Annotated in this window: 20 protein-coding genes; all 20 read left to right on the plus strand. The window is 30.2% G+C overall.

Translation table 11 applies throughout. The annotated features are described in order from the left end of the window. Window positions 1–10: 10 nt before the first annotated feature. The 20 genes from GSH19_RS02060 to GSH19_RS02155 all read left to right on the plus strand — a co-directional run bounded on the left by GSH19_RS02060 (window position 11) and on the right by GSH19_RS02155 (window position 23542). Window positions 11–4324 carry a PolC-type DNA polymerase III gene (locus tag GSH19_RS02060; RefSeq protein ID WP_237026251.1) on the plus strand — a complete coding sequence of 1438 codons (4314 nt, stop codon included), beginning with the start codon at window positions 11–13 and terminating at the stop codon, window positions 4322–4324. A 121-nt stretch (window positions 4325–4445) separates the two neighbouring features. After that, window positions 4446–4919, plus strand: coding sequence for a ribosome maturation factor RimP (rimP, locus tag GSH19_RS02065; protein ID WP_237026252.1), 474 nt, complete (start codon window positions 4446–4448; stop codon window positions 4917–4919). Window positions 4920–4934: 15 nt separating this feature from the next. Continuing rightward, entirely contained in the window at window positions 4935–6014 is a 1080-nt protein-coding gene (gene nusA, locus GSH19_RS02070) for a transcription termination factor NusA (protein ID WP_237026253.1), read from the plus strand. Between the two features lie 23 nt (window positions 6015–6037). Further along, window positions 6038–6340 carry an RNase P modulator RnpM gene (gene rnpM, locus GSH19_RS02075; protein ID WP_237026254.1) on the plus strand — a complete coding sequence of 101 codons (303 nt, stop codon included), beginning with the start codon at window positions 6038–6040 and terminating at the stop codon, window positions 6338–6340. After that, window positions 6327–6635 carry a YlxQ-related RNA-binding protein gene (locus GSH19_RS02080; protein ID WP_237026255.1) on the plus strand — a complete coding sequence of 103 codons (309 nt, stop codon included), beginning with the start codon at window positions 6327–6329 and terminating at the stop codon, window positions 6633–6635. The genes rnpM and GSH19_RS02080 overlap by 14 nt, the downstream gene beginning before the upstream one ends. Before the next feature lie 10 nt (window positions 6636–6645). Then, window positions 6646–8943: a translation initiation factor IF-2 gene (gene infB / locus GSH19_RS02085; RefSeq protein ID WP_237026256.1), complete on the plus strand. Its 2298-nt coding sequence runs from the start codon at window positions 6646–6648 to the stop codon at window positions 8941–8943. A gap of 27 nt (window positions 8944–8970) precedes the next feature. Further along, entirely contained in the window at window positions 8971–9327 is a 357-nt protein-coding gene (gene rbfA / locus GSH19_RS02090) for a 30S ribosome-binding factor RbfA (protein ID WP_237026257.1), read from the plus strand. A 58-nt stretch (window positions 9328–9385) separates the two neighbouring features. Beyond that, a complete protein-coding gene (gene truB / locus GSH19_RS02095; RefSeq protein ID WP_237026258.1) occupies window positions 9386–10306 on the plus strand; it encodes a tRNA pseudouridine(55) synthase TruB in 921 nt (306 codons plus the stop codon). A 9-nt stretch (window positions 10307–10315) separates the two neighbouring features. Further along, window positions 10316–11254, plus strand: a complete 939-nt coding sequence (gene ribF / locus GSH19_RS02100) for a riboflavin biosynthesis protein RibF (protein WP_237026259.1) — start codon at window positions 10316–10318, stop codon at window positions 11252–11254. 122 nt (window positions 11255–11376) lie between these two features. Next, the gene (hrcA, locus tag GSH19_RS02105; RefSeq protein ID WP_237026260.1) at window positions 11377–12417 is read left to right on the plus strand and encodes a heat-inducible transcriptional repressor HrcA; all 1041 of its coding nucleotides are present in this window, start codon (window positions 11377–11379) and stop codon (window positions 12415–12417) included. Between the two features lie 15 nt (window positions 12418–12432). After that, entirely contained in the window at window positions 12433–13014 is a 582-nt protein-coding gene (gene grpE / locus GSH19_RS02110) for a nucleotide exchange factor GrpE (RefSeq protein WP_237026261.1), read from the plus strand. 25 nt (window positions 13015–13039) lie between these two features. Then, entirely contained in the window at window positions 13040–14887 is a 1848-nt protein-coding gene (gene dnaK, locus GSH19_RS02115; protein ID WP_237026262.1) for a molecular chaperone DnaK, read from the plus strand. A 102-nt stretch (window positions 14888–14989) separates the two neighbouring features. Beyond that, window positions 14990–16135, plus strand: coding sequence for a molecular chaperone DnaJ (gene dnaJ, locus GSH19_RS02120; RefSeq protein ID WP_237026263.1), 1146 nt, complete (start codon window positions 14990–14992; stop codon window positions 16133–16135). A 98-nt stretch (window positions 16136–16233) separates the two neighbouring features. Continuing rightward, on the plus strand, window positions 16234–18072 hold the full coding sequence (gene lepA / locus GSH19_RS02125) for a translation elongation factor 4 (protein ID WP_237026264.1): 1839 nt from the start codon (window positions 16234–16236) through the stop codon (window positions 18070–18072). Window positions 18073–18087: 15 nt separating this feature from the next. Beyond that, window positions 18088–18588 carry a phosphatidylglycerophosphatase A gene (locus GSH19_RS02130; protein WP_237026265.1) on the plus strand — a complete coding sequence of 167 codons (501 nt, stop codon included), beginning with the start codon at window positions 18088–18090 and terminating at the stop codon, window positions 18586–18588. A 115-nt stretch (window positions 18589–18703) separates the two neighbouring features. After that, window positions 18704–19090 carry a VOC family protein gene (locus GSH19_RS02135; protein WP_237026266.1) on the plus strand — a complete coding sequence of 129 codons (387 nt, stop codon included), beginning with the start codon at window positions 18704–18706 and terminating at the stop codon, window positions 19088–19090. Window positions 19091–19227: 137 nt separating this feature from the next. Then, entirely contained in the window at window positions 19228–19551 is a 324-nt protein-coding gene (locus tag GSH19_RS02140) for a hypothetical protein (RefSeq protein ID WP_237026267.1), read from the plus strand. A gap of 41 nt (window positions 19552–19592) precedes the next feature. After that, a complete protein-coding gene (prmA, locus tag GSH19_RS02145; RefSeq protein WP_237026268.1) occupies window positions 19593–20543 on the plus strand; it encodes a 50S ribosomal protein L11 methyltransferase in 951 nt (316 codons plus the stop codon). A gap of 8 nt (window positions 20544–20551) precedes the next feature. Next, a complete protein-coding gene (locus GSH19_RS02150) occupies window positions 20552–21289 on the plus strand; it encodes a 16S rRNA (uracil(1498)-N(3))-methyltransferase (protein ID WP_237026269.1) in 738 nt (245 codons plus the stop codon). A 24-nt stretch (window positions 21290–21313) separates the two neighbouring features. Then, window positions 21314–23542 carry a bifunctional (p)ppGpp synthetase/guanosine-3',5'-bis(diphosphate) 3'-pyrophosphohydrolase gene (locus tag GSH19_RS02155; RefSeq protein WP_237026270.1) on the plus strand — a complete coding sequence of 743 codons (2229 nt, stop codon included), beginning with the start codon at window positions 21314–21316 and terminating at the stop codon, window positions 23540–23542.

Raw genomic sequence — 23542 nt, forward strand, 5'->3', positions numbered from 1 at the left:
AGGAAATAAATTGGGTTTAAGTAAAGAAGAACTTTTTAATAAATTAATTGAACAATTAAAAATTACTGATGAAAATACAATTAGGTATTTTAGCAATGCAAGAATTGATCGATTAGATGTTCATCAAAAATCAAAAAAGTGGACGTTTAATTTTACTTTTGATTCAATTTTGCCTTATCAGATATTTTTAGATTTTATTCAAAGGTTAAAAGCTTCTTTTTCAGATATCGCAACAATAGATTTTTTTATAAATGTTAAAAATAACGAATTAACGGATAATAAGTTAAATGATTATTGGCAATGGATTGTTAATAATGCTGAAGTTAAGTCGAATATTATTCACGAATTGTCGAAATCATCTGCTCCCAAAATGATTGATAATGAAATAATTCTTAGTGTCGATAATGAAGTTATACATTCTTATCTTAAAGAAAAAGGATTAGGTCCTATTGAATCTTGTTATAACAAGGTTGGATTTGGAAATTTATTAATTAAAACAAGAATTGACAATAGTGCAGCTCAAGAAAAAATTGAAGAAATTAAAGCAAAAAAAGCGCAAAAAGATGCCGAATTAACCAAAAAGGCAGTTGAATCAATTAAAGATGATAGTAAGAATAATAATCAAAAAATTGATAATAATATAACCATTGGTCGAAAAATTAAAGATGATTTACCAGTTATGAAATTGGATGATTTAGATCAAGAAGAGCGTTCAATTATTATTAATGGGTATGTATTTGATAAGGAAACAAGAACTTTGAGATCAGGAAGACAATTGATGATTCTTAAAGTTACAGACTATAGTTCTTCAATTACAGTTAAAAAATTCTCTAAAGATGAAGATGAAGAAAGAAAGTTTGCTGCAATTGAAGAAGGCAAATGGTTGAAAATTAGGGGTAGTGTTCAAGAAGATAGTTATTCAAATGAATTAACCGTCAATGCTTATGATTTACAGAATTTTGAACATGCCAAAAGAGCAGATAAATCACCAGAAGATGATAAACGTGTTGAATTACATCTACATTCTAATATGAGTCAAATGGATGCAACTAATACAATCGGTGATTTTGCCAAGAGAGCTAAAGAATGGGGTCAAAAAGCGATTGCTATTACTGATCATGAAAATGTTCAATCATTTCCAGATGCTTATTATGCTGCTCAAAAAAATAATTTAAAAATGGTTTATGGTGTTGAAGCAAATGTAGTTGATGATGGTGAACCAATTGGATTTAATGATCGAGATGTTAAATTAGAAGATGCTACTTACGTAGTTTTTGATGTTGAAACGACGGGATTATCTGCAATTTATGATAAGGTAATTGAATTGTCAGCCGTTAAAATGCAAAAAAATAATGTAATTGCTGAATTTGAGGAATTTATTGATCCAGGTTTTCATTTATCTGAACAAACAACAAATTTAACTTCAATTACTGATGATATGGTTGCTGGATCAAAAAGTGAAAAAGAAGTTTTTGAATTGTTTAGAGAATTTTGTGGCGATTCTATAATTGTTGGACATAATGTTACTTTTGATATCGGTTTTATGAATACTGGATATTTAAGACATGATATGAAAGAAATTGAAAATCCAATTATTGATACACTTACTCTTGCAAGATTTTTATATCCAAATTATAAAAGTTATCGATTAAATACACTTGCAAAACGTTTTGATGTTTTATTGGAACATCATCATCGAGCAATCTATGATGCTGAGACAACTGGACATTTAAATCATATCTTTTTAAAAGATGCAAAAGAAAAATATGGAATTGAATATCATAGTCAATTAAATGACCATATGTTAGAAAATGATGCATATAAGCATGCAAGACCTTTTCATGCTATTTTGTTAGCTAAAACACAAGCCGGTTTAAAAAATTTATTCAAATTAATTTCTTTATCTAATATTGAATATTTCTATCGTGTTCCAAGAATTCCAAGAAGTGAATTAGAAAAACATCGTGAAGGTATATTAATAGGATCTGCTTGTTCGTCTGGTGAAGTATTTACTGCAGCAATGCAAAAAGGAAAACAGCAAGCCTTAAATAAAGCTAAGTTTTATGATTATTTAGAAGTTCAACCTCAAGCAAATTATCAACCATTGATTGATGGAGAATTGATTAAAAATAAAGAAAATTTACACCAAATTATAGGTGATATGATTGATATAGGAGATGAATTAGATATTCCAGTAGTTGCAACTGGTGATGTTCATTATTTAGATCCGCATGATTATATTTATCGAAAAATCTTAATTAATTCGCAAGGTGGAGCCAATCCACTAAATAGACATGAATTACCAAAGGTTCCATTTCATACAACTGATGAAATGTTAGATGATTTTTCTTATTTAGGTGAGGAAATGGCTCATAAAATTGTGGTTCAAAATTCAAATAAAATTGTAGATGAAATTGAAGAAATCCATCCCTTAAAAGATAAATTATATACACCCAAAATTGATGGTGCTGAAGATGAAATTAGAGATAGAACAATTTCTACAGCAAAAGCAATGTATGGTGATCCACTTCCAGAAATTGTTCAAAAAAGATTAAATCGTGAATTAGAAAGTATTATTGGAAATGGATTTTCTGTTATTTATTTAATTTCACAACGATTAGTATCTAAAAGTAATAAAGATGGATACTTAGTTGGATCACGTGGTTCAGTTGGCTCAAGTTTTGCAGCTACAATGGCAGGAATTACAGAGGTAAATCCATTACCACCTCATTATCGATGTCCAAATTGCCAATACAGTTACTTCTATACAAAAGGTGAATATAGTTCTGGGTATGATTTACCTAGAAAAAATTGTCCAAATTGTGATACGGAAATGGTTGGAGACGGTCATAATATTCCCTTTGAAACTTTCTTAGGTTTTACAGGAAATAAGGTTCCAGATATTGATTTGAACTTTTCTGGTGATTACCAACCAGTAGCACATAATTATACAAAGGTGTTGTTTGGAGAAAATAATGTATATCGAGCTGGAACTATTGGAACAGTTGCTGATAAAACAGCATATGGATTCGTTAAAGCTTACGAAAGAGATATGGGTTACAATTATCGAAGCGCTGAAGTTGACCGTTTGTCAAGAGGAGCAACTGGAGTAAAAAGAACAACTGGACAGCATCCAGCTGGAATTATTGTTGTTCCAGATTATATGGATATTTATGATTTTACCCCAATTCAATATCCAGCAGAAGATCAAAATGCTGCATGGAAAACAACGCATTTTGATTTCCATTCTATTCATGATAATATTTTAAAAATTGATATTTTAGGTCATGATGATCCAACGATGATTAGAATGTTACAAGATTTATCAGGAGTTGATCCGCAAACAATACCGATGGATGATCCAGGAGTGATGTCATTATTTACTAATCCTGATATTTTGGGAGTTGATGAAAAGCAAATTTTTTCTAAAACAGGAACTTTAGGAATTCCTGAATTTGGAACAAGATTTGTTCGTGGAATGTTAGAAGAAACTCATCCAAATAATTTTTCACAATTGTTACAAATTTCTGGTTTATCTCATGGAACTGATGTTTGGCTTGGAAATGCTGAAGAATTAATAAAAAATGGAACAGCAACGATTGCAAATGTAATTGGTTGTCGTGATAATATTATGACTGATTTAATTAATTGGGGACTTGATTCTGAAACTTCATTTCAAATTATGGAGTATGTAAGAAAAGGTCGTGGAATTAAAGATGAATGGAAAGCTAAGATGAAGGAATCTTCAGTTCCAGATTGGTATATTGATTCATGTTTAAAAATTAAATATATGTTCCCAAGGGCTCATGCGACAGCATATGTTTTGATGGCTTTACGAGTAGCATATTTTAAAGTTTATTTTCCAATTATTTATTATGCAGCTTATTTCTCAGTACGAGCTGATGATTTTGATATTGTATCAATGAGTCGAGGCGCTGAGTCAGTAAAAGAAAAAATCAATGAAATTAATGATAAAGGAATGGAAGCATCTACTAAAGAAAAAAATCTAATGACTGTATTAGAATTATCTAATGAAATGCTGGAAAGAGGATTTTCATTTGAAATGATTGATTTAAATCGATCAGATGCTTCTGAATGGTTAATTGAAGGTGATAAATTACTTGCTCCTTTTAATGCTGTCCCAGGATTAGGATTAAATGTTGCAAAGCAAATTGTTGCTGCTCGAGCAGAAAAACCATTTTTATCTAAAGAAGATTTATCAAAACGAGGTAAAGTTTCTAAAACAATTATTGAATTTATGACACAAAATAATGTTTTATCAGATTTACCTGATGAAAATCAATTAAATTTGTTTGATTTATAATGAATTAAATTGTATTTATAGTTATTATATGATAGTATTAATTTTAGTATTTATTAAAGGTTACGAAAGGAGTGAGCAGGGATGCTCGCTCTTTTTATTGGCAATTTTTAGGAGGTAAGCAGTGAGCAAAGTTATTGAAAATGTCACAAAAGCTGTGACACCTATATTAGAAGAAAATAATTTTTCATTATATGATATTGAGTTTGTTCAAGAAAAAGGAAGTTGGTATTTAAGAATATATATTGACAAGGATACTGGAATTTCAATTGATGATTGTGCACTTGTAAGTGATCAATTAAGTGAAGTATTAGATGAAATGGATCCAGATCCAATTCCTGAAGCATATTATTTAGAAGTTTCTTCTCCTGGTGCAGAACGTCCATTGAAAAAAGAAGAGGACTTTAAAAATGCAGTTGGAGAATACATTCATGTATCTTTATATCAAAAATTAAACAATCAAAAAGTTTTTGAAGGAACTTTAATTAATTTAACTGATGATGAATTGACTTTAGATTGTAATATTAAAGGACAAAAAAAACAGTTCGTAATTCAACGTGATTTAATTTCAAAAGCTAGATTAGCAATCGAATTTTAAGAAGGAGTTTTAACTATGAGTAAGGAACTAATTGGCGCACTTGAAGCATTAGAACAAGAAAAAGGTGTCAAAAAAGAAGTTATGATTGAAGCAATTGAAGCTGCTTTAACTTCTGCATATAAAAGAAATTATGATCAAGCACAAAATGTTGAAGTGGATTTTGATGAAAAAAAAGGAAATATTAACGTTTATGCAGTAAAAAAAGTTGTTGAAGAGGTATTTGATGATAGACTTGAAATTAGTTTAGATGATGCTTTAAAAGTAAACAAGGGTTATGAACTGGGTGATGAAATTAGAGAAGAAGTAACACCTAGAGATTTTGGTAGAATATCTGCCCAAACTGCTAAACAAGTTATTATGCAACGTGTTCGTGAAGCTGAAAGAGCTACAGTCTTTAGTAAATACAGTAAGTATCAAGATGAATTAATCACTGGTGAAGTTGAGAGAATTGATGACCGTTTTGTATACATTTATTTAGGTAATGTTGAAGCAGTAATGGTAAAAGCTGATCAAATTCCAAGTGAAACTTATCGTCCACAAGAAAAAATCAAAGTATATGTAACAAGTGTTGATAACGCTTCTAAAGGACCTCAAGTTTTTGTAAGTAGAACTGCTCCAGGAATGTTAAAACGATTATTTGAACAAGAAATTCCAGAAATTTATGATGGAACAGTTGAAATTGTTTCAATTGCAAGAGAAGCTGGAGATCGTGCTAAGGTTGCTGTTAAATCAAGTAATCCAGATATCGATCCCGTTGGTACAAGTGTTGGTCCAAGAGGTCAACGTGTTCAAGATATCGTTAATGAATTAGGTGGAGAAAACATGGATATTGTTCAATGGAGTGAAAATCCAGCCGAATATATAGTTAATGCTTTGAATCCAGCTGAAGTAATTGATGTTATTTTTAATCCAAATGATGATCATTCTTGTACTGTAGTTGTTCCTGATTATCAATTATCATTAGCAATTGGTAAAAAAGGACAAAATGCTCGTTTAGCTGCAAGATTAACAGGATATAAAATTGATATTAAACCTGAATCTGAAATGAGTGATAATTTTAATTCAGATGTTGAAGATGAAACAATAACTGATTAATTAATTTCTAGGAGGTGTTTTAATTGAAACAAAGAAAAATTCCAATGAGAAAAGATATTGTGACCGGTGAAATGGCACCTAAGAAACAGTTAGTTAGAATAGTAAGAAATAAAGAAGGCGAAGTTTCAATTGATCCGACAGGTAAGATGCAAGGTCGAGGAGCATACGTATCAATTGATGTTGAAGTAGCAAAAAAAGCAAAGAAAGAAAAAACATTCAACTCAGTTTTTTCAGTTGATTTAGATGAAGATTTTTATAATAGATTATTAGAATACGTTGAACATCAACAGGCAAGACAAGAGTTAATTGATAATGATAAATTATAATAAAATATTAAATCTATTGGGGATTTCTAAAAGAGCTGGTAAAATAATCACAGGTGAAGACTTGATTTTAAAAGCAATTAGAAATAATGAAGTTAAATTATTATTTATCGCAAATGATGCTGGAAAATCAACAGCAAAAAAATTTAAAGATAAAACTAATTTTTATGAAATTCCCTTAATTACAATTTTTAATAAAGAACAGTTAGGTGAAGCAGTTGGAATGCCTCGAGTAATGATTGGAATTACTGATGCTGGCTTTGCTAAAAAGTTTAAAAATTTAAATAATAGCGAATAGGAGTGATGGTATGGGTAAAAAAAGAATTTACGAAATTGCCAAAGAAATTGGTGTATCAAGTAAGAAAATTATTGATGCTGCTAATAAAAAAGGTTATGAAGTTAAAAACCACATGTCAACATTAAGTGATGATCAATTGACAAATGTCAAAGGTGAAATTTTGAAAAATGATACTCCGAAAAGTACTAAAAAAGTAAGTAGCACAAACAATACTAAGCCTAAGGAAAATACAAAAATGCCGCAAACAAACCATAGTAATGGTTCCAATAATAAAAATAATACACAAGTAAACAAAAATAATAAGCAAAGTACTAATAATCAAAGTACAAAACCCAACAATTCAAAGCCAACTAATTCAAAACCTGTGAATAATCAGTCAAGTAATAATTCACAAAACAAAAGTTCATTTAATAAAAGTAAAATGAACAAAAAAAATAAAAAGAACAATAAGCAAAGAAATAGAAATCCGTTCAATACGTATACAAAAAATCAACGTATTAGACAAAATAATAAAGCTAAAAAAATGCCTGAAAGAAAAAATCGTCCATTACCAGAAGTTTTAGTTTATACTGATGGAATGAATGCTCAAGATTTAGGTAAAATTTTGCATAGAGAACCAGCTGAAATTGTTAAGAAATTATTCTTTTTAGGAATGATGGTTAATCAAAATCAATCTCTTGATAAGGATACAATAGAAATTTTAGCTGCTGATTATGGAATTGAAGCACAAGAAAAAGAAGTTGTTAATGTTTCAGATATTGATAAAATGTTTGAAGAAGAAGCTAACAATACAAAAAATATTGAAGATCGTGCACCAGTAGTAACAATCATGGGACATGTTGATCATGGTAAAACCACTTTGCTTGATCATTTAAGAAATTCTAATATTACTTCTGGTGAAGCAGGTGGAATTACACAAGCAATTGGTGCTTATCAATTAAATAGAAATGGTCAAAAGATTACATTCTTAGATACACCAGGACATGCTGCATTTACTGCAATGCGTGCTCGAGGTGCTAATATTACTGATATTACTATTTTAGTAGTTGCAGCTGACGATGGTGTTATGCCTCAAACAATTGAAGCAATTAATCATGCTAAAGCAGCTGGTACTCCAATTATTGTTGCAGTTAATAAGATTGATAAACCTGATGCTAATCCAACTCATGTAATCGAACAATTAATGAACTATGAACTTATTCCTGAAAGTTATGGTGGAGATACTATTTTTGTTAATATCTCAGCTAAAACTGGTGAACATGTTGATGATTTATTAGATATGGTTCTATTACAAGCTGATGTACTTGAATTAAAATCTAATTCTCAACAAAATGCTGCTGGTTCAGTTGTTGAAGCTCGTCTTGATAAAGGTAAGGGTTCAGTAGCAACATTATTAGTTCAATATGGAACAATGCATGTTGGTGATCCAATTGTTGTTGGTTCAACATTTGGTCGTGTTAGAACTATGATGAATGAGTTAGGTCAAGAAATTAGTGAAGCAATTCCTTCTACTCCAGTAGAAATTACTGGATTAAATGATGTACCAGAAGCAGGAGATCGTTTTGTTGTCTTCAATGATGAAAAATCAGCTAGAGCAGCTGGTGAAGAACGTGCCAAAGAAGCACAAATTGAAGAACGTAAGAAAAGTAATCATGTTACTTTAGATAATTTATTTGATTCACTTAAAGATGAAGATCTTAAAGAAGTTAATGTTTTAATTAAAGCTGATGTTCAAGGATCAGTTGAAGCATTACAAAGCAGTTTAACTAAGATTGACGTTGAAGGAGTTAAAGTAAACATTGTCCATGCAGCAGCTGGAGCAATTAATGAAAGTGATATTGCATTAGCTGGAGCAAGTAATGCAATTATTATTGGATTTAACGTTAGAGCAACACCACAAGCTAAAGTTCAAGCAGAATTAAATGATATTGATATTCGTTTATATCAAGTTATTTATAACGCAATTGATGATGTTGAAGCTGCTATGAAAGGTATGCTTGATCCAACTTATGAAGAAGAAATTACTGGAAATGTTGAAGTTAGACAGATTTATAAAGCTTCTAAAGTTGGTACTATTGCTGGAGGTATGGTAACCGATGGTGTAATTAGACGTGATAGCAAAGTTCGTTTAATTAGAGATAGTGTTGTTATTTATGATGGTGAACTAGGTAGTTTGAAGCATGTTAAAGATGATGTTAAAGAAGTATCTAAAGGTACTGAATGTGGTTTAACAATTGAAAACTACAATGATTTAAAAGCTGGAGATATGATTGAAGCATATCGTATGAAAGAAGTTCCTGTTAAATAAGCATTTGCTATTAAAGGAGATGATTTAATGGCTCAATATCGTGTTGGAAGATTACAACAAGAGATAAAAAAAGAAATTGATGATATCTTATTAAAAAGAGTTCGTGATCCAAGAACTGAGGGTGTTACAATTACCGATGTTAATGTTACTGGTGATTTGCAACAGGCTACAATCTATTACAGTATTTTATCTAATTTAGCTAGTGATGAACAAAAAGCACAAGCTGGACTTGATAAAGCAACTGGATTAATTAGATATGAACTTGGTCAAAGATTAACAATTTATAAAACACCTGAAATTCATTTTGAACGTGATAAGTCAATTCAATATGGAAGTAAAATTGATGAACTTATTAATGATTTAAAAAGAAAAGATAATCAATAAAAAAGACTGGAATTTTTTCCAGTCTTTTTGCATATATTCAAGTAAAAGGTAGGTAATTATGAATAATAAGTTTAATGGGATTATTCCTTTGTATAAACCGGTAGGAATGACAAGTTTTGATTGTGTTAGTAGATTAAGAAAAATTGTGCATATGAAAAAAATTGGTCATAGTGGCACATTAGATCCAAATGTAGATGGGGTATTACCGATTTGTTTAGGTAATGCAACAAAAGTAGTGGATTATTTAATGGATTCAGGTAAAGTTTACCAAGGCTCAATTACGATTGGATTTTCAACTACTACTGAAGATTTGGATGGAGATATTGTTGAACAAAAAGAATTAAATAAACCTTTATCTAATGAAGAAATTGATTTAACTTTAAGCGAATTTATTGGAGAAATAATTCAGATTCCTCCAATGTTTTCTGCTGTTAAGGTTAAAGGTAAAAGATTATATGAATATGCCAGAGAAGGTCTTGAAGTTGAAAGACCAAGAAGAAAAGCTCAAATTGATTATTTTAAACAAATTAAAGATTCAACTTATGATTCAGTTAAAAAACAACAAACAATTTATTTTGAAGTTGGTTGCGGTAAAGGAACTTATGTTAGAACTTTAGCTGTTGATTTTGGTAAGAAATTAAATTATCCGGCAGTTATGTCTAAATTGACTAGAATTAAAAGTGGAGGATTTTCTATTAATCAAACTTATACTTTTAATCAAATAGAAGATGAAGAACAAAAGAACACTTTAGATAATATTTTACAACCGATATCATATGCATTAATTAATTATAAGGAATATAATTTAAGTGATGATGAGTGGAATAATGTTAAAAATGGTGGTTGGATAAAAATTAATCAAGAAAATATTTTAGAAGATACCATTTTATTAAAGTATCAAAAAGAAGCCAAAGCATTATACCGTTATCATGAAGAAAATAATTGTTATAAACCATTAAAAATGTTTAGTACAAATTAGAGGTATAAGATGGAAATAATTGAACTTAGTTATCCGTTTTTTAATAAACAAATTAATTGTGAAGAAAAAGTTTTAGCAATGGGATTTTTTGATGGGGTTCATTTAGGACATCAAAAAGTTATTAATAAAGCAAAGCAAATCGCTGACCGTGAAAGCTTGAAATTAGCAATTTTAACATATAATCATCATCCAGCAATTGTATATAAAAAATTAGATGATGATGAAAAAAAATATTTAACTATTAAGAATAGTAAAATGAAATTATTTGAAAAATTAGGTGTTGATATTGTATTTAATGTTGAATACGATTATGCTTTTCAAAATCAATCTCCAGAAGAATTCGTTTCAAATTTTATTATTGGATCAAATACAAAGTTTGCAGTTGCTGGATTTAATCATACTTATGGTGAAGTTGATGCTAATATGAAAAATTTACCTAAATATGCTAAAGATAAATTTGAAGTTATAACTGTTGATCCTTATGAAATTAGTCAATCAAATATTGTTAGTTCAACAAAAATTAGAGGTTTCTTAAAAGAAGGAAATTTAAAAGAAGTTAACCAATATTTAGGACACAATTTTAAAACTAAAGGAATTGTTGTTCATGGATATGCAAGAGGTAGAGAATTAGGTTATCCTACTGCTAATATTGAACATGATAATTTACAACAGTTGCCAGGAATTGGAGTTTATATTGTTACTTTGATGATTAAAAATCATAAGTATTTAGGGATGGCATCAGTTGGTAAAAATGAAACTTTTGGAACAGAAAATCCAATTACTGTTGAAATTAACATTATTAATTTCAATGAAAATATTTATGGGAATTCATTAGATATCGAATGGATTAGTAAAATAAGAAATCAAATAAAATTTAATAATGTAAATGATTTAATTGAACAGTTAGCTGATGATAAGCAAAAAACAATACAATATTTTAAAAATTAGCAGTCAATCAAATTAATTGCTAAAAAATTGCTCAAAACCCTTGACGTCTTATATATAATTTAGTATATTATATTTGTGGTTTAGCACCGACCACTCAAGAGTGCTAAAAAGAGGTGTTGTGTTTGCTGACAGACAGACAAAATTATGTTTTACAGTGTATTGTTGATGTTTATGCTAAAACTGGTGACCCTGTAGGATCAAAAGCTTTAGTTAATGAATTACCAATAAATGTAAGTTCTGCAACAATTAGAAATGAAATGGCACATCTAGAAGATTTAGGTTTACTGATGAAACCATATTCATCTTCTGGTAGAGTTCCTTCAATAGACGGGTATCGTTATTATGTAGAGAACTTAGTTGAACCAGTTTCTTTAAATAATTCTGAACGGCAAGCAATTAGAGCTACGTTGAGTGGTAGGTTTCAGCAGATTGATGATATTGTTCAAAAGTCTGCAAATATTTTGTCTAAGATAACCAATTATACAGCTGTTACTTTGACCCCAGAGCAATCTTCAAATAATTATGTAATTGGAGTTAAACTTGTTTACTTGGATCAAAAACAAATAATGGTAATATTAGTTATGAATACAGGACAAATTGCTAGCCAACCGTTTAGAATAGGTGAAGAAGATAATCAATTTGATTTAAATGTATTAATTGATTATTTAAATCGAGAATTAGTCGGATTTTCACTAAATGAAGTTATTAATAAACTCAGAAATGAAGTTATTAATAATATCTCAAATTATATGAATAATCCTGATGATTTGATTAATACAATTGATCAAATTGCAAATAGATTAATTACTACTCATTTATTTGTGAGTGGTAGGGTTAATCTTTTGGATATGGCAACTGACATTGATGAAATAAAATTGTTATATGCGATGTTTGATTCTGATGCTAATTCTGATATTGCTGAAATTCTAGATAATAGCAGTAAAGAAATATCCGTTCAAATTGGACCAAATGTTAAAGGTGGATTATTGAAAAATTATAGTATAATTGCTGGTACTTATAATGTAGGTAAGTATAGTAAGGGTAAAATTGCTATTATTGGACCAATGAGTATGAATTATCCTAAAATATTAGGGTTAGTCGAAGCCTTTAAAAAAGAATTAGAAAATCAAATCAGTGTCTATTTCCAAAATTATTCCGAATAAAGGAGGGACCTTAATTTGAGTAAAGAAAAAGATAATGTAGAAAAAGAGAATATAAAAAATGAAGATGAGGTTTCTAACGAAAGTGAAGAAACTAATTCAGATGAAATAAATAGTTCTGAAGAAGATACTTCTAAGGATGATACTTCATCAGAAATCGATGATTTAAAAGATCAACTTGATAAGGCTGAAGATAAGTATTTAAGATCAGAAGCTGAAATTAATAATATTCAAAATCGTAATAAAAAAGAACGAGCTGAATTATTAAAATATGGTGGTCAAAAATTAGCTAAAGATATTGTTCCGATTGTTGATGATTTAGAACGTGCTTTAGCAGTTGAGGTTTCTGATGAAAACGGTAAACAATTAAAATCTGGAATCGAATTAGTTTTCAAGCATCTTGAAAAAGCTTTGTCAGAAAACGAAGTTAAAGAAATTGATGCTAAAGGTAATGAATTCAATCCAAATCTACATCAAGCCGTACAAACTGTAGCAGTTGATGATGATCATCCAGCAAATACAGTTGTTGATGTTTTACAAAAAGGTTATATGATTTCTGATCGAGTTTTAAGACCAGCAATGGTAATCGTAGCACAATAAAAAATTAAGAATTGAGGGATTAATTATGGCAAGTAATAAAATTATTGGAATTGATTTAGGAACAACTAACTCTGCTGTTGCAGTTTTAGAAGGTGGAGAACCAAAAATTATCACAACTCCAGAAGGAGCTAGAACTACTCCATCAGTTGTTGCATTTAAAGACGGTGAAACTCAAGTTGGTGAAGTTGCTAAGAGACAAGAAGTAACTAATCCAAATACTGTAAGATCAATCAAGAGTCATATGGGTGAACAAGGTTACAAAGTTGATGTTAATGATAAAAGTTATTCTCCTCAACAAATTTCAGCAATGATTTTACAATATCTAAAAGGTTATGCTGAAGATTACCTTGGTGATACTGTAGAACAAGCAGTAATTACTGTGCCTGCATACTTTAATGATGCACAAAGACAAGCTACTAAAGATGCTGGTAAAATTGCTGGTTTAGATGTTAAAAGAATTATTAACGAACCAACAGCTGCTTCTTTAGCTTATGGTATGGATAAAAAAGATAAAGATGAAAAAATTCTTGTTTATGATTTAGGTGGAGGAACTTTTGATGTTTCTGTTCTTGAATTAGGTGATGGTGTATTCCAAGTACTTTCAACTAATGGTGATACTCATCTTGGTGGTGATGACTTTGACCAAAGAGTTATTGATTACCTTGTAGATAATTTCAAACAAGAAAATGGTATTGATTTATCAAAAGACAAGATGGCATTACAAAGATTAAAGGATGCTGCCGAAAAAGCTAAAAAAGACTTATCAGGAGTTTCACAAACTGAAATTTCATTACCATTCATTACTTCAAGTGATAATGGTCCACTTCATTTAGAAACTAATTTAACAAGAGCTAAATTTAATGAATTAACATCTGACTTAGTTGATAAGACTAAAGTTCCATTTGATAGTGCATTAAAGGATGCTGGATTATCAATCAATGATATCGATGAAGTTATTTTAAATGGTGGTTCAACTAGAATTCCAGCTGTTCAAGAAGCTGTAAACCAATGGACAGGTAAAGAAGCTAACCATTCAATTAACCCTGATGAAGCAGTTGCTTTAGGTGCTGCTGTTCAAGGTGGTGTTATTACTGGTGATGTTAAAGATGTTGTATTACTAGATGTTACTCCATTATCTCTTGGTATTGAAACAATGGGTGGAGTTTCAACTCAATTAATTGAAAGAAATACTACAATTCCAACTTCAAAATCACAAGTATTCTCAACTGCCGCTGATAATCAAACTGCTGTAGATATTCACGTATTACAAGGTGAACGTCCAATGGCAGCTGATAACAAATCATTAGGTCGTTTCCAATTAACTGATATTCCTGCAGCACCAAGAGGTGTTCCACAAATTGAAGTTACATTTGATATCGATAAGAATGGTATTGTAAATGTTTCTGCTAAAGACCAAGGTACTGGTAAGGAACAAAAAATTACAATTAAAGATTCAAATGGACTTTCAGATGATGAAATCGATAAGATGATGAAAGAAGCAGAAGCTAACGAAGATGCTGATAAGCAAAAGAAAGAGGAAGTTGATTTAAATAATGAAGTTGATCAATTAATCTTCCAAACTGAAAAAACATTAAAAGATGTTGAAGGCAAGGCTTCTGATGAAGAGATTAAAGAAGCAAGTGATGCAAAAGATGCATTGAAGAAAGCTAAAGAAGATAACAACATTGAAGAAATGAAAGCTAAAAAAGATGAATTGAATGAAAAAGTTCAAGCATTAGCTGTTAAATTATATCAACAAAACCAAGAAAATGGTGAAGGACAATCTGCAGAAGATGAATCATCAAAAGATGATAAAAATGACGATACTGTAGATGGAGACTTTAAAGAAGTTGATGATGATGACAAGAAATAATTAATTTATTGCTTGTTTAATAAAAAGTCAAAGTCTTATTTTCAGGCTTTGACTTTTTATTTCATGTTACAATGTTTTTAATATGAAAATGGAGGACTATTGATGGCTAGTAGAGATTATTATGAAATATTAGGTATTTCAAAAGATGCTTCTCAAGATGAAATTAAAAAAGCATATCGTAAGTTATCAAAAAAATATCATCCTGATTTAAATGATGCTCCAGAAGCTGAAGAGAAGTTTAAAGAAGTAACTGAAGCTTATGAAGTTTTGAGTGATGATAAGAAAAAAGCTAATTATGATCAATTTGGATCAGCCGATGGTCCACAAGGATTTGGTGGTGGATCTGATGGTGCTGGATTTGGAGGATCTGGATTCGGTGGTGCTGGATTCGGTGATTTTTCAGATATATTTAGTGATCTATTTGGTGGTGGCGGTCGTTCAAGACAACGCCAAGACCCTAATGCTCCTAAAAAAGGTCGAGATCTTCAGTATCAGATGACTTTGAACTTTGAAGATGCCGTTTTTGGTAAAAAGACAAAGATTAAATATAATCGAGAAGCCCAATGTGAAACTTGTGGTGGAAATGGTGCAAAGCCTGGTACTAAACCAGAAACTTGTTCAAACTGTCATGGTAGTGGAGTTGTAAATCGTACGCTTAATACTCCATTAGGTCAAATGCAATCACAAGAAGCATGTCCTGTTTGTGGTGGTACTGGTAAAGAAGTTAAAGATAAATGTGAAACTTGTGGCGGAAGTGGTCGAGTTGAACAAAAACATGAAGTTGAAGTAGATGTTCCTGCAGGTGTTGAAGAAGGACAACAAATGAGACTTCAAGGCCAAGGTGATGCTGGTGAAAATGGTGGACCTTATGGTGATTTATTTATTATCTTTAAAGTTAAATCAAGTAAAGATTTTGAACGTGATGGATCAACAATTTATTATGATCAACAAATTTCATTTACTCAAGCAGCTTTAGGTGCTGAAATTAATGTTAAAACTGTTCACGGTAAAGTATCGTTAAATATTCCTGCTGGAACTCAAACAGGAACTACCTTTAGATTAAAAGGTAAGGGTGCTCCTAAACTCCAAAGCAAAACAGTTGGTGATCAACTTGTTAAAGTAAAAATTAAAACTCCAAAGCATCTTAGCAATCAACAAAAAATTGCTTTATATGCATTAGCAGAAGCTAATGGTGAAATTAAACCTAAGGAAAGTTTTTTTGATAAGTTAAAAAAATCATTTAAATAAAAAAGATGGTCAAATTTGGCCATCTTTTTTAATTTGTTTATTATTATTTAGATTGTTATAATGGTTTAACGAATATTAACACGAAGAGGTAAATAAATATGGACATTAAAAAATTAAACGAGCATCAAAAATATATTAGAAATTTCGCAATTGTTGCCCATATTGACCATGGAAAATCTACTTTAGCTGATCGTATTTTAGAAATGACTGATACTGTATCTAAAAGAGAAATGCAAGATCAGTTACTTGATAATATGGATTTGGAGAGAGAACGTGGAATTACAATTAAGTTAAATGCGGTTGAATTAAAATATGCTGCAAAAGATGGTCATGATTATGAATTTCATTTAATTGATACTCCTGGTCATGTTGATTTTTCTTATGAAGTTTCAAGAAGTTTAGCTGCTTGTGAAGCTGCTATTTTAGTAGTTGATGCTACACAAGGTGTACAAGCACAAACTTTAGCAAACGTATTTTTAGCATTAGATAATGATTTGGAGATTATTCCAGTTATTAATAAAGTTGATTTGCCGTCAGCTGAGCCTGAAAAAGTTAAAGCTGAAATTGAAGATGTTATTGGAATTGATGCATCAGATGCAATTTTAATTAGTGCTAAAAGTGGATTGGGTGTTGATAATTTATTAGAGCGATTAGTGACTGATATTCCCTATCCTAAGGGAGATGTGGAAAATCCTTTAAAAGCACTAGTTTTTGATTCAGTTTATGATGATTACCGTGGAGTTGTTTTAAGTGTTAGATTATATGAGGGAACAGTTGCTCCAGGTGATAAAATTCGAATGATGAATACTGAAAGTGAATATGAAGTTGTTGAAGTAGGAGTTAACTCACCTGGTCCAGTAAAAAGGGATTATTTGATGTCTGGTGATGTGGGTTATATAACAGCAAGTATTAAAGATATTAATTTAACTAGAGTGGGAGATACTGTAACCAGTGCTTCTAATCCAACTGAACATGCATTACCAGGTTATAAAGAAATGATTCCAATGGTATATTCAGGATTATATCCAACTGATAATGCTAAATTTGATGATTTAAGAGAAGCTTTAGAAAAATTAAAGTTAAATGATGCTTCATTAGAATTTGAAGCTGAATCTTCTCAAGCTTTAGGGTTTGGGTTTAGATGTGGATTCTTAGGTCTTTTACACATGGATGTTGTTCAAGAAAGATTAGAACGTGAATTCAATTTAGAATTAATTATCACTGCTCCATCCGTTACTTATGAAGTAACATTAAATGATGGTAATCAAATTAGTGTTGATAATCCTTTTGATATGCCTGAAGTTACTGAAATTAAAGAAATTAGAGAACCATTTGTGAAAGCAAGTATTATGGTACCAAATGATTATGTTGGGGCAATTATGGAATTATGCCAAGATCGTCGAGGTCAATTTGTTACGATGGATTACTTAGACGAATCTAGAGTTAATGTAATTTATAAAATGCCTTTATCAGAAATAATTTATAATTTCTTTGATAAACTAAAATCAAGTACTAAAGGATATGCATCATTAGATTATGAATTAGATGAACATCAACCAAGTGATTTAGTTAAAATTGATATCTTATTAAATGGTGAAACTGTTGATGCATTAAGCTTTATTTCCCATCGTCAATTTGCAACCTCTAGAGGTCGTGAAATTGTTGAAAAGTTAAGAAATATTATTCCTCGACAAAATTTTGAAATACCAGTTCAAGCAGCAATTGGATCAAATATTATTGCAAGAACTAATATTAAAGCTTATCGAAAAGATGTAACCGCTAAGTTATATGGTGGGGATCGTACTCGAAGAATGAAACTACTTGAAAAACAAAAAGCTGGTAAAAAGCGAATGAAAGCTTTTGGTAAAGTTGAAATACCACAAGAAGCATTTATGTCAGTTCTTCAATCAAATGATGAACAACCAAATAAGAAATAATAGAAAGGAGTTAATATGGTAGATCGCAGAGATTATAAATATCCAGATACCGAAGCATTTAAGTTTGTTATTGATCGGTTAAATGAACAAGGAATTGAAATCGAAGATATTGCTGAAATTGCATATAATACACATAAAAAATATAATGCTCAAATTAATAAAGATTATATTATTAAATTAACTAATGATGTTTTGCATAAAAGAGAAGTCTTAAATAGTGCTATGGTTGGTTTAGAATTGGATCGATTAGCAACTGAAAAAAAATTAAATTCACCATTACAAGAAATTGTAGAACATGATATTGGTGTTTTTGGGGTTGATGAAACTTTAGCGCTAGGAATAGCCAGCATTTATGGAACAATTGGTTACACAGCATATGGAAATATTGATGTCAATAAGCCTGGAATTATTGGTAAATTAGATAATGACAAAAATCATGTTAATACATTTGTTGATGATTTAGTTGGAGCAGTTGCTGCAGCAGTTAGTGCAAAATTGGCTCATGATGAAGCATAAATTTAATTTGAAACTTTTTGCACAAATTAGATACAATGGCTTTATTTATTTCCATGTTTGAAGTATAATAAGGTTGTTATAAAGTTCACATACTTATTACATGGAGGCTTAAAAAATGAAAATTAATGATTATTTCACTGGATTACAACATGTTGGTATTCCATCAGAAAATTTAGATAAAACAATTGCTTTTTATGAAAAAATTGGTTTTGAAAAAGCTGGTCAATTCATGAATGGTGAAAATCGTGTTGCTTTTATGAGATACGGTAATTTAACTGTTGAAACTTGGGAAGGCGATCCTGTAAACAAAGAAGACGGTGCTATTAACCATTTATCAATGAATACTACTGACGTAGATGCAGCATTTAAAGCTGCTAAAGAAATGGGATTAGAAGTTATCGATTCAGAAATTCAAGAATTACCATTCTGGGATAACGGTATCAGATTCTTTAATATTTATGGTCCTAACCATGAAAAATTAGAATTCTGTCAAATAGTTTAATTATTGTAATAAAAAAGGACGTGATTTTTTCACGCCTTTTTTATTTTGATAATAATCTTTATTTGCCATTTATTCTATTCTCTATTATGATAGATAATCATAACGTTCATTTTTTAAATTAGGAGGTGTATTATTCTATGATTGATAAAACAAAAGAATTTTTAAGAGATAATGGATATTATTATAAAAAAACTTACATTCGTCCATTAATGACTCCTGATAATGTTTATGTGTTTAGATTTGGTAAAGATAAATTAGATAATCGAATTATTTTGAGATACGGTCACGGTTGGACTGGTAGACAAAGAATTAAAGAGATTGACCTCCGACTTCATAAGCAAAAACATCCAAGAGTATTTAAGACTGAAAATGGATTATTAAAGTATTTACAAGGCCATTTAAGTCAGCATGAAGAAAAAATAACGGAATCAAATCACGAAACTAATCATGCATCCTTATAGGGTGCATTTTTTGTAAAATAATAAGGGAGAAATTATAATAAATGGATTTAAATGAAATTTCAATTTTAACAAGTCATGAAGCAGTTGAAGCTGTTTCAAATATTTTAATGGAATTAAATGCTAGTGGATTACAAATAAAAGATAAAAATGATTATGAAGTTTTGAAAAAGGGACCTTCATGGGGTCAATATGGATTAACATCTGATGAAACTGACTTCGATATGGATATTAATGAAGCTGTTATTAGTGCTTATTTTACTGTTGATGAAGATATTGAATCTATAATGACTAAAGTTCATGAAAAAGTGGCTGAATTATCTAACTTTGGGTTAAATCCAGGTAAAAATCAAGTAACTAAAAATTTAGTAAAAGAAGAAGATTGGTCTACATCTTGGGAAAAATATTATAAACCTGAAAGAATAACTCGTTATTTAACGATTGTTCCAGTTTGGGAAGATTACGAAGAAATTAATTATAATGAATTGATTATTAAATTGGATCCTGGGATGGCATTTGGAACTGGTACACATCCAACTACTATTTTAGCGTTAAGGGCCTTAGAAAGTTATATGCGGGGTAATGAGACAGTCTATGATGTTGGTACTGGATCAGGTGTGTTAAGTATAGCTGCTTCTTTAATGGGAGCAAAATCAATTAGTGCATATGATTTAGATCAAATTGCAGTTAACTCTGCTGCGAAAAATATTGCTTTAAATCCTAAAGTCGACAATGTTGAAATTGCATCTAATAATTTACTAGCTGGAATTGATTCTAAAGTTGATATTGTAGTTGCAAATATTTTAGCAGAAATTATAGAACCATTAGTTCCACAAGCTAATCATGTTTTAAATTCAGGTGGATTATTTATAACTTCTGGTATAATTGCCGATAAATTAGAAAAAATAGAACAAATATTGAATGATAATGATTTTGATATAGTAGAAGAGCTATCAATGAAAGATTGGCGTTCAATTATTGCAGTGAAAAGGTAGGATAAATTGTGCAACATTATTTTTTAAATCAAGAAATTAAAATAGATGAAATCATATCAATTGATAGTAAAGATATTAAAAATCATTGGTTGAAAGTATTACGAGCTGAAGAAGGAGATCAAGCGGAATTTGTTTCCAATAATCAAGATGTTTATGTAGGTGAATTGGTTTCTACTGAAAATGCTGAAATTAAAATAATTAAAAAAATTCATAATAAAGTGGAATTGCCAGTAGAAGTCTCTATTGCTTGTGGAATTCCTAAAAATGGAAAAGCAGAACTTATTGTGCAAAAAGCAACTGAATTGGGTGCTAAGGAAATTATTTTTGTCGATACTGATTGGTCAATTGGTAAATGGAAACAAAAAGCAGATAAAAAAATAGAAAGATTACAGAAAATAGCACAAGGTGCAGCTGAACAATCACATCGTAATATAATTCCTAAGGTATTATATTACAGTTCAATTAATTATTTGATTGATTACCCTGCGGATATTAAATTAATTGCTTATGAAGAATCTGCAAAGGAAAATGAAACTAGTAATTTAGTAAAAAATTTAAATCAATTGCATAATAAAAATAAAATTCTGGGATTATTTGGTCCTGAAGGTGGAATTTCTCCTAACGAAATAAAAAAGTTATCTGAAAATGACTTTCAGTTAGCTGGATTAGGGCCAAGAATTCTAAGGGCAGAAACGGCACCGTTATACTTTTTAAGCGCAGTTTCTGTTATAAAAGAACTAAATTAATTTATCGAAAAGAGATGATTTTTAATGTCTAGTCTTAAATCTTGGAATCTAGATGAAATTATTGGTGCAATTTCTGAATATATGAATAAAGATCAGGTTAAGCTGGTAAAAAGGGCTTATGAATATGCATCAAAAGCGCATGAAGGACAGTATCGTCAGTCTGGGGAACTTTATATTACACATCCAACGGAAGTTGCTGGTATTTTAGCTGGATTAAATATGGATGCAGAAACTATTAGTGCGGGTTTTTTACATGATGTTGTTGAAGATACTGATAGTACTCTAGAAGATATTCAATCAGAATTTGGTAATGATGTTGCTTTAATTGTTGATGGCGTTACTAAACTAGGAAAAATTAAATATAAATCAAGTGTAGAGCAATTGGCTGAAAATCATCGAAAACTATTATTAGCAATGTGTAAAGATATCAGAGTAATGATCGTCAAATTAGCTGATCGACTTCATAATATGCATACTTTAGATTCTGTACCAGAAGAGAAAAAAAGAAGAATTGCAAAAGAAACTTTGGAAATTTATGCACCAATCGCTAATCGTTTAGGTATTGGTACAATTAAATGGGAACTAGAGGATTTATCTTTACGCTACATTAATCCTCAACAATATTATCGTGTTGTTAATTTAATGAATTCTAAAAGACAAGAAAGAGTTATTTATGTTCAAGAAGCAATTGATGAAATAAAAAAAGCAACGTCATCATTAGGTATTAAAGGTGAAATTTACGGAAGACCTAAGCATTTATATTCAGTTTATAAAAAAATGCATGATCAACATAAACAATTTAGTCAAGTTTATGATTTATTTGCGGTTAGAGTAATTGTTGATTCAGTAAAAGATTGTTATGCAGTTTTAGGAGCAGTTCATACTAAATGGAGGCCAATGCCTGGAAGATTTAAAGACTATATAGCAATGCCAAAGGCTAATATGTATCAATCTTTGCATACAACTGTAATTGGACCAGAAGGCAAATTATTAGAAATTCAAATCAGAACAAAGCAAATGCATCAAATTGCTGAATATGGGGTTGCAGCTCATTGGGCTTATAAAGAAGGAATCGACTCACAAGAAGAGGTTCAAAGAGAAAATATCCAATTAAATTGGTTCAAGAAAATTATTGAAATTCAAGAAGAGTCTGAAGACGCTTCTGATTTTATGGATAGTGTAAAAGTTGATTTATTTGGTGATAATGTTTATGCATTTACACCTAGTGGAGATGTATTAGAATTACCTAAAGGTTCTTGTCCAATTGATATGGCCTATTCTATTCATACAGATGTAGGTAATAAAACAACAGGAGCAAAAGTTAATGGTAAGATTGTTCCATTAGATTATCGAATTAGTAACGGGGATATAGTTGACATTATTACATCGAATAAATCAACCGGCCCTGGTAAAAATTGGACTGAATTTGTAAAAACTAAACGTGCTAGACATAAAATTAAGCAATTCTTCAAACAAAGAGATCGTGATAAAAATGTAATTGCTGGTAAGGAAATAATTGAAAAAGCGATTAAAGATGAAGGTTATAATCCAACTGATGTTTTAACAAATGATAATATTGATCGTGTAGTTAGTGAAATGAAATTCACTTCTGAGGCGGATCTATTTGCTGCACTGGGATTTGGTGATATTCAACCACAAGGCATTTTAAATCGATTAACAAATAATTTAAGATTAGCAGCAGAAGAAGAAAAACAATTAGCAACTGAAAAAGCTCTTTTAGAAAATCATGAAAAAATTTCAAATGATAAATCTGATGATAGAACAAATGATGGGCCTCAAGATAATATTATTATTGAAGGTGTAGATAATCTTTTAGTTAGATTAAGTCATTGTTGTTCTCCAATTCCTGGGGATGATATTTCTGGTTATATCACAAAAGGACGAGGAGTATCTATTCATCGCTCAGATTGTCCTAATATGTTACAAGATATTAATTATCAAAATCGTTCAATCAATGTTCACTGGAATAACAATCTTAAAAATAGTAATACTATGTATGATGCATTTTTAAAAATTGATGGATATAATCGTAATGGGTTATTAAATGATGTTCTAAAAAAATTAAACAGTATTTCAAGGAATTTAAATTCAGTTGAAGGAAAGGTTGACCATAATAAAATGGTTTCGATTTCACTTTCAATTGGTGTTAGAAATACTGCACAATTAAATCGTGTTATTGATGCGATTAAAACTTTACCAGATGTTTACGTAGTCGAAAGACCATTCAGATAG

The sequence above is a fragment of the Lactobacillus sp. S2-2 genome (assembly GCF_021698855.1).
GTDB lineage: Bacteria > Bacillota > Bacilli > Lactobacillales > Lactobacillaceae > Fructilactobacillus.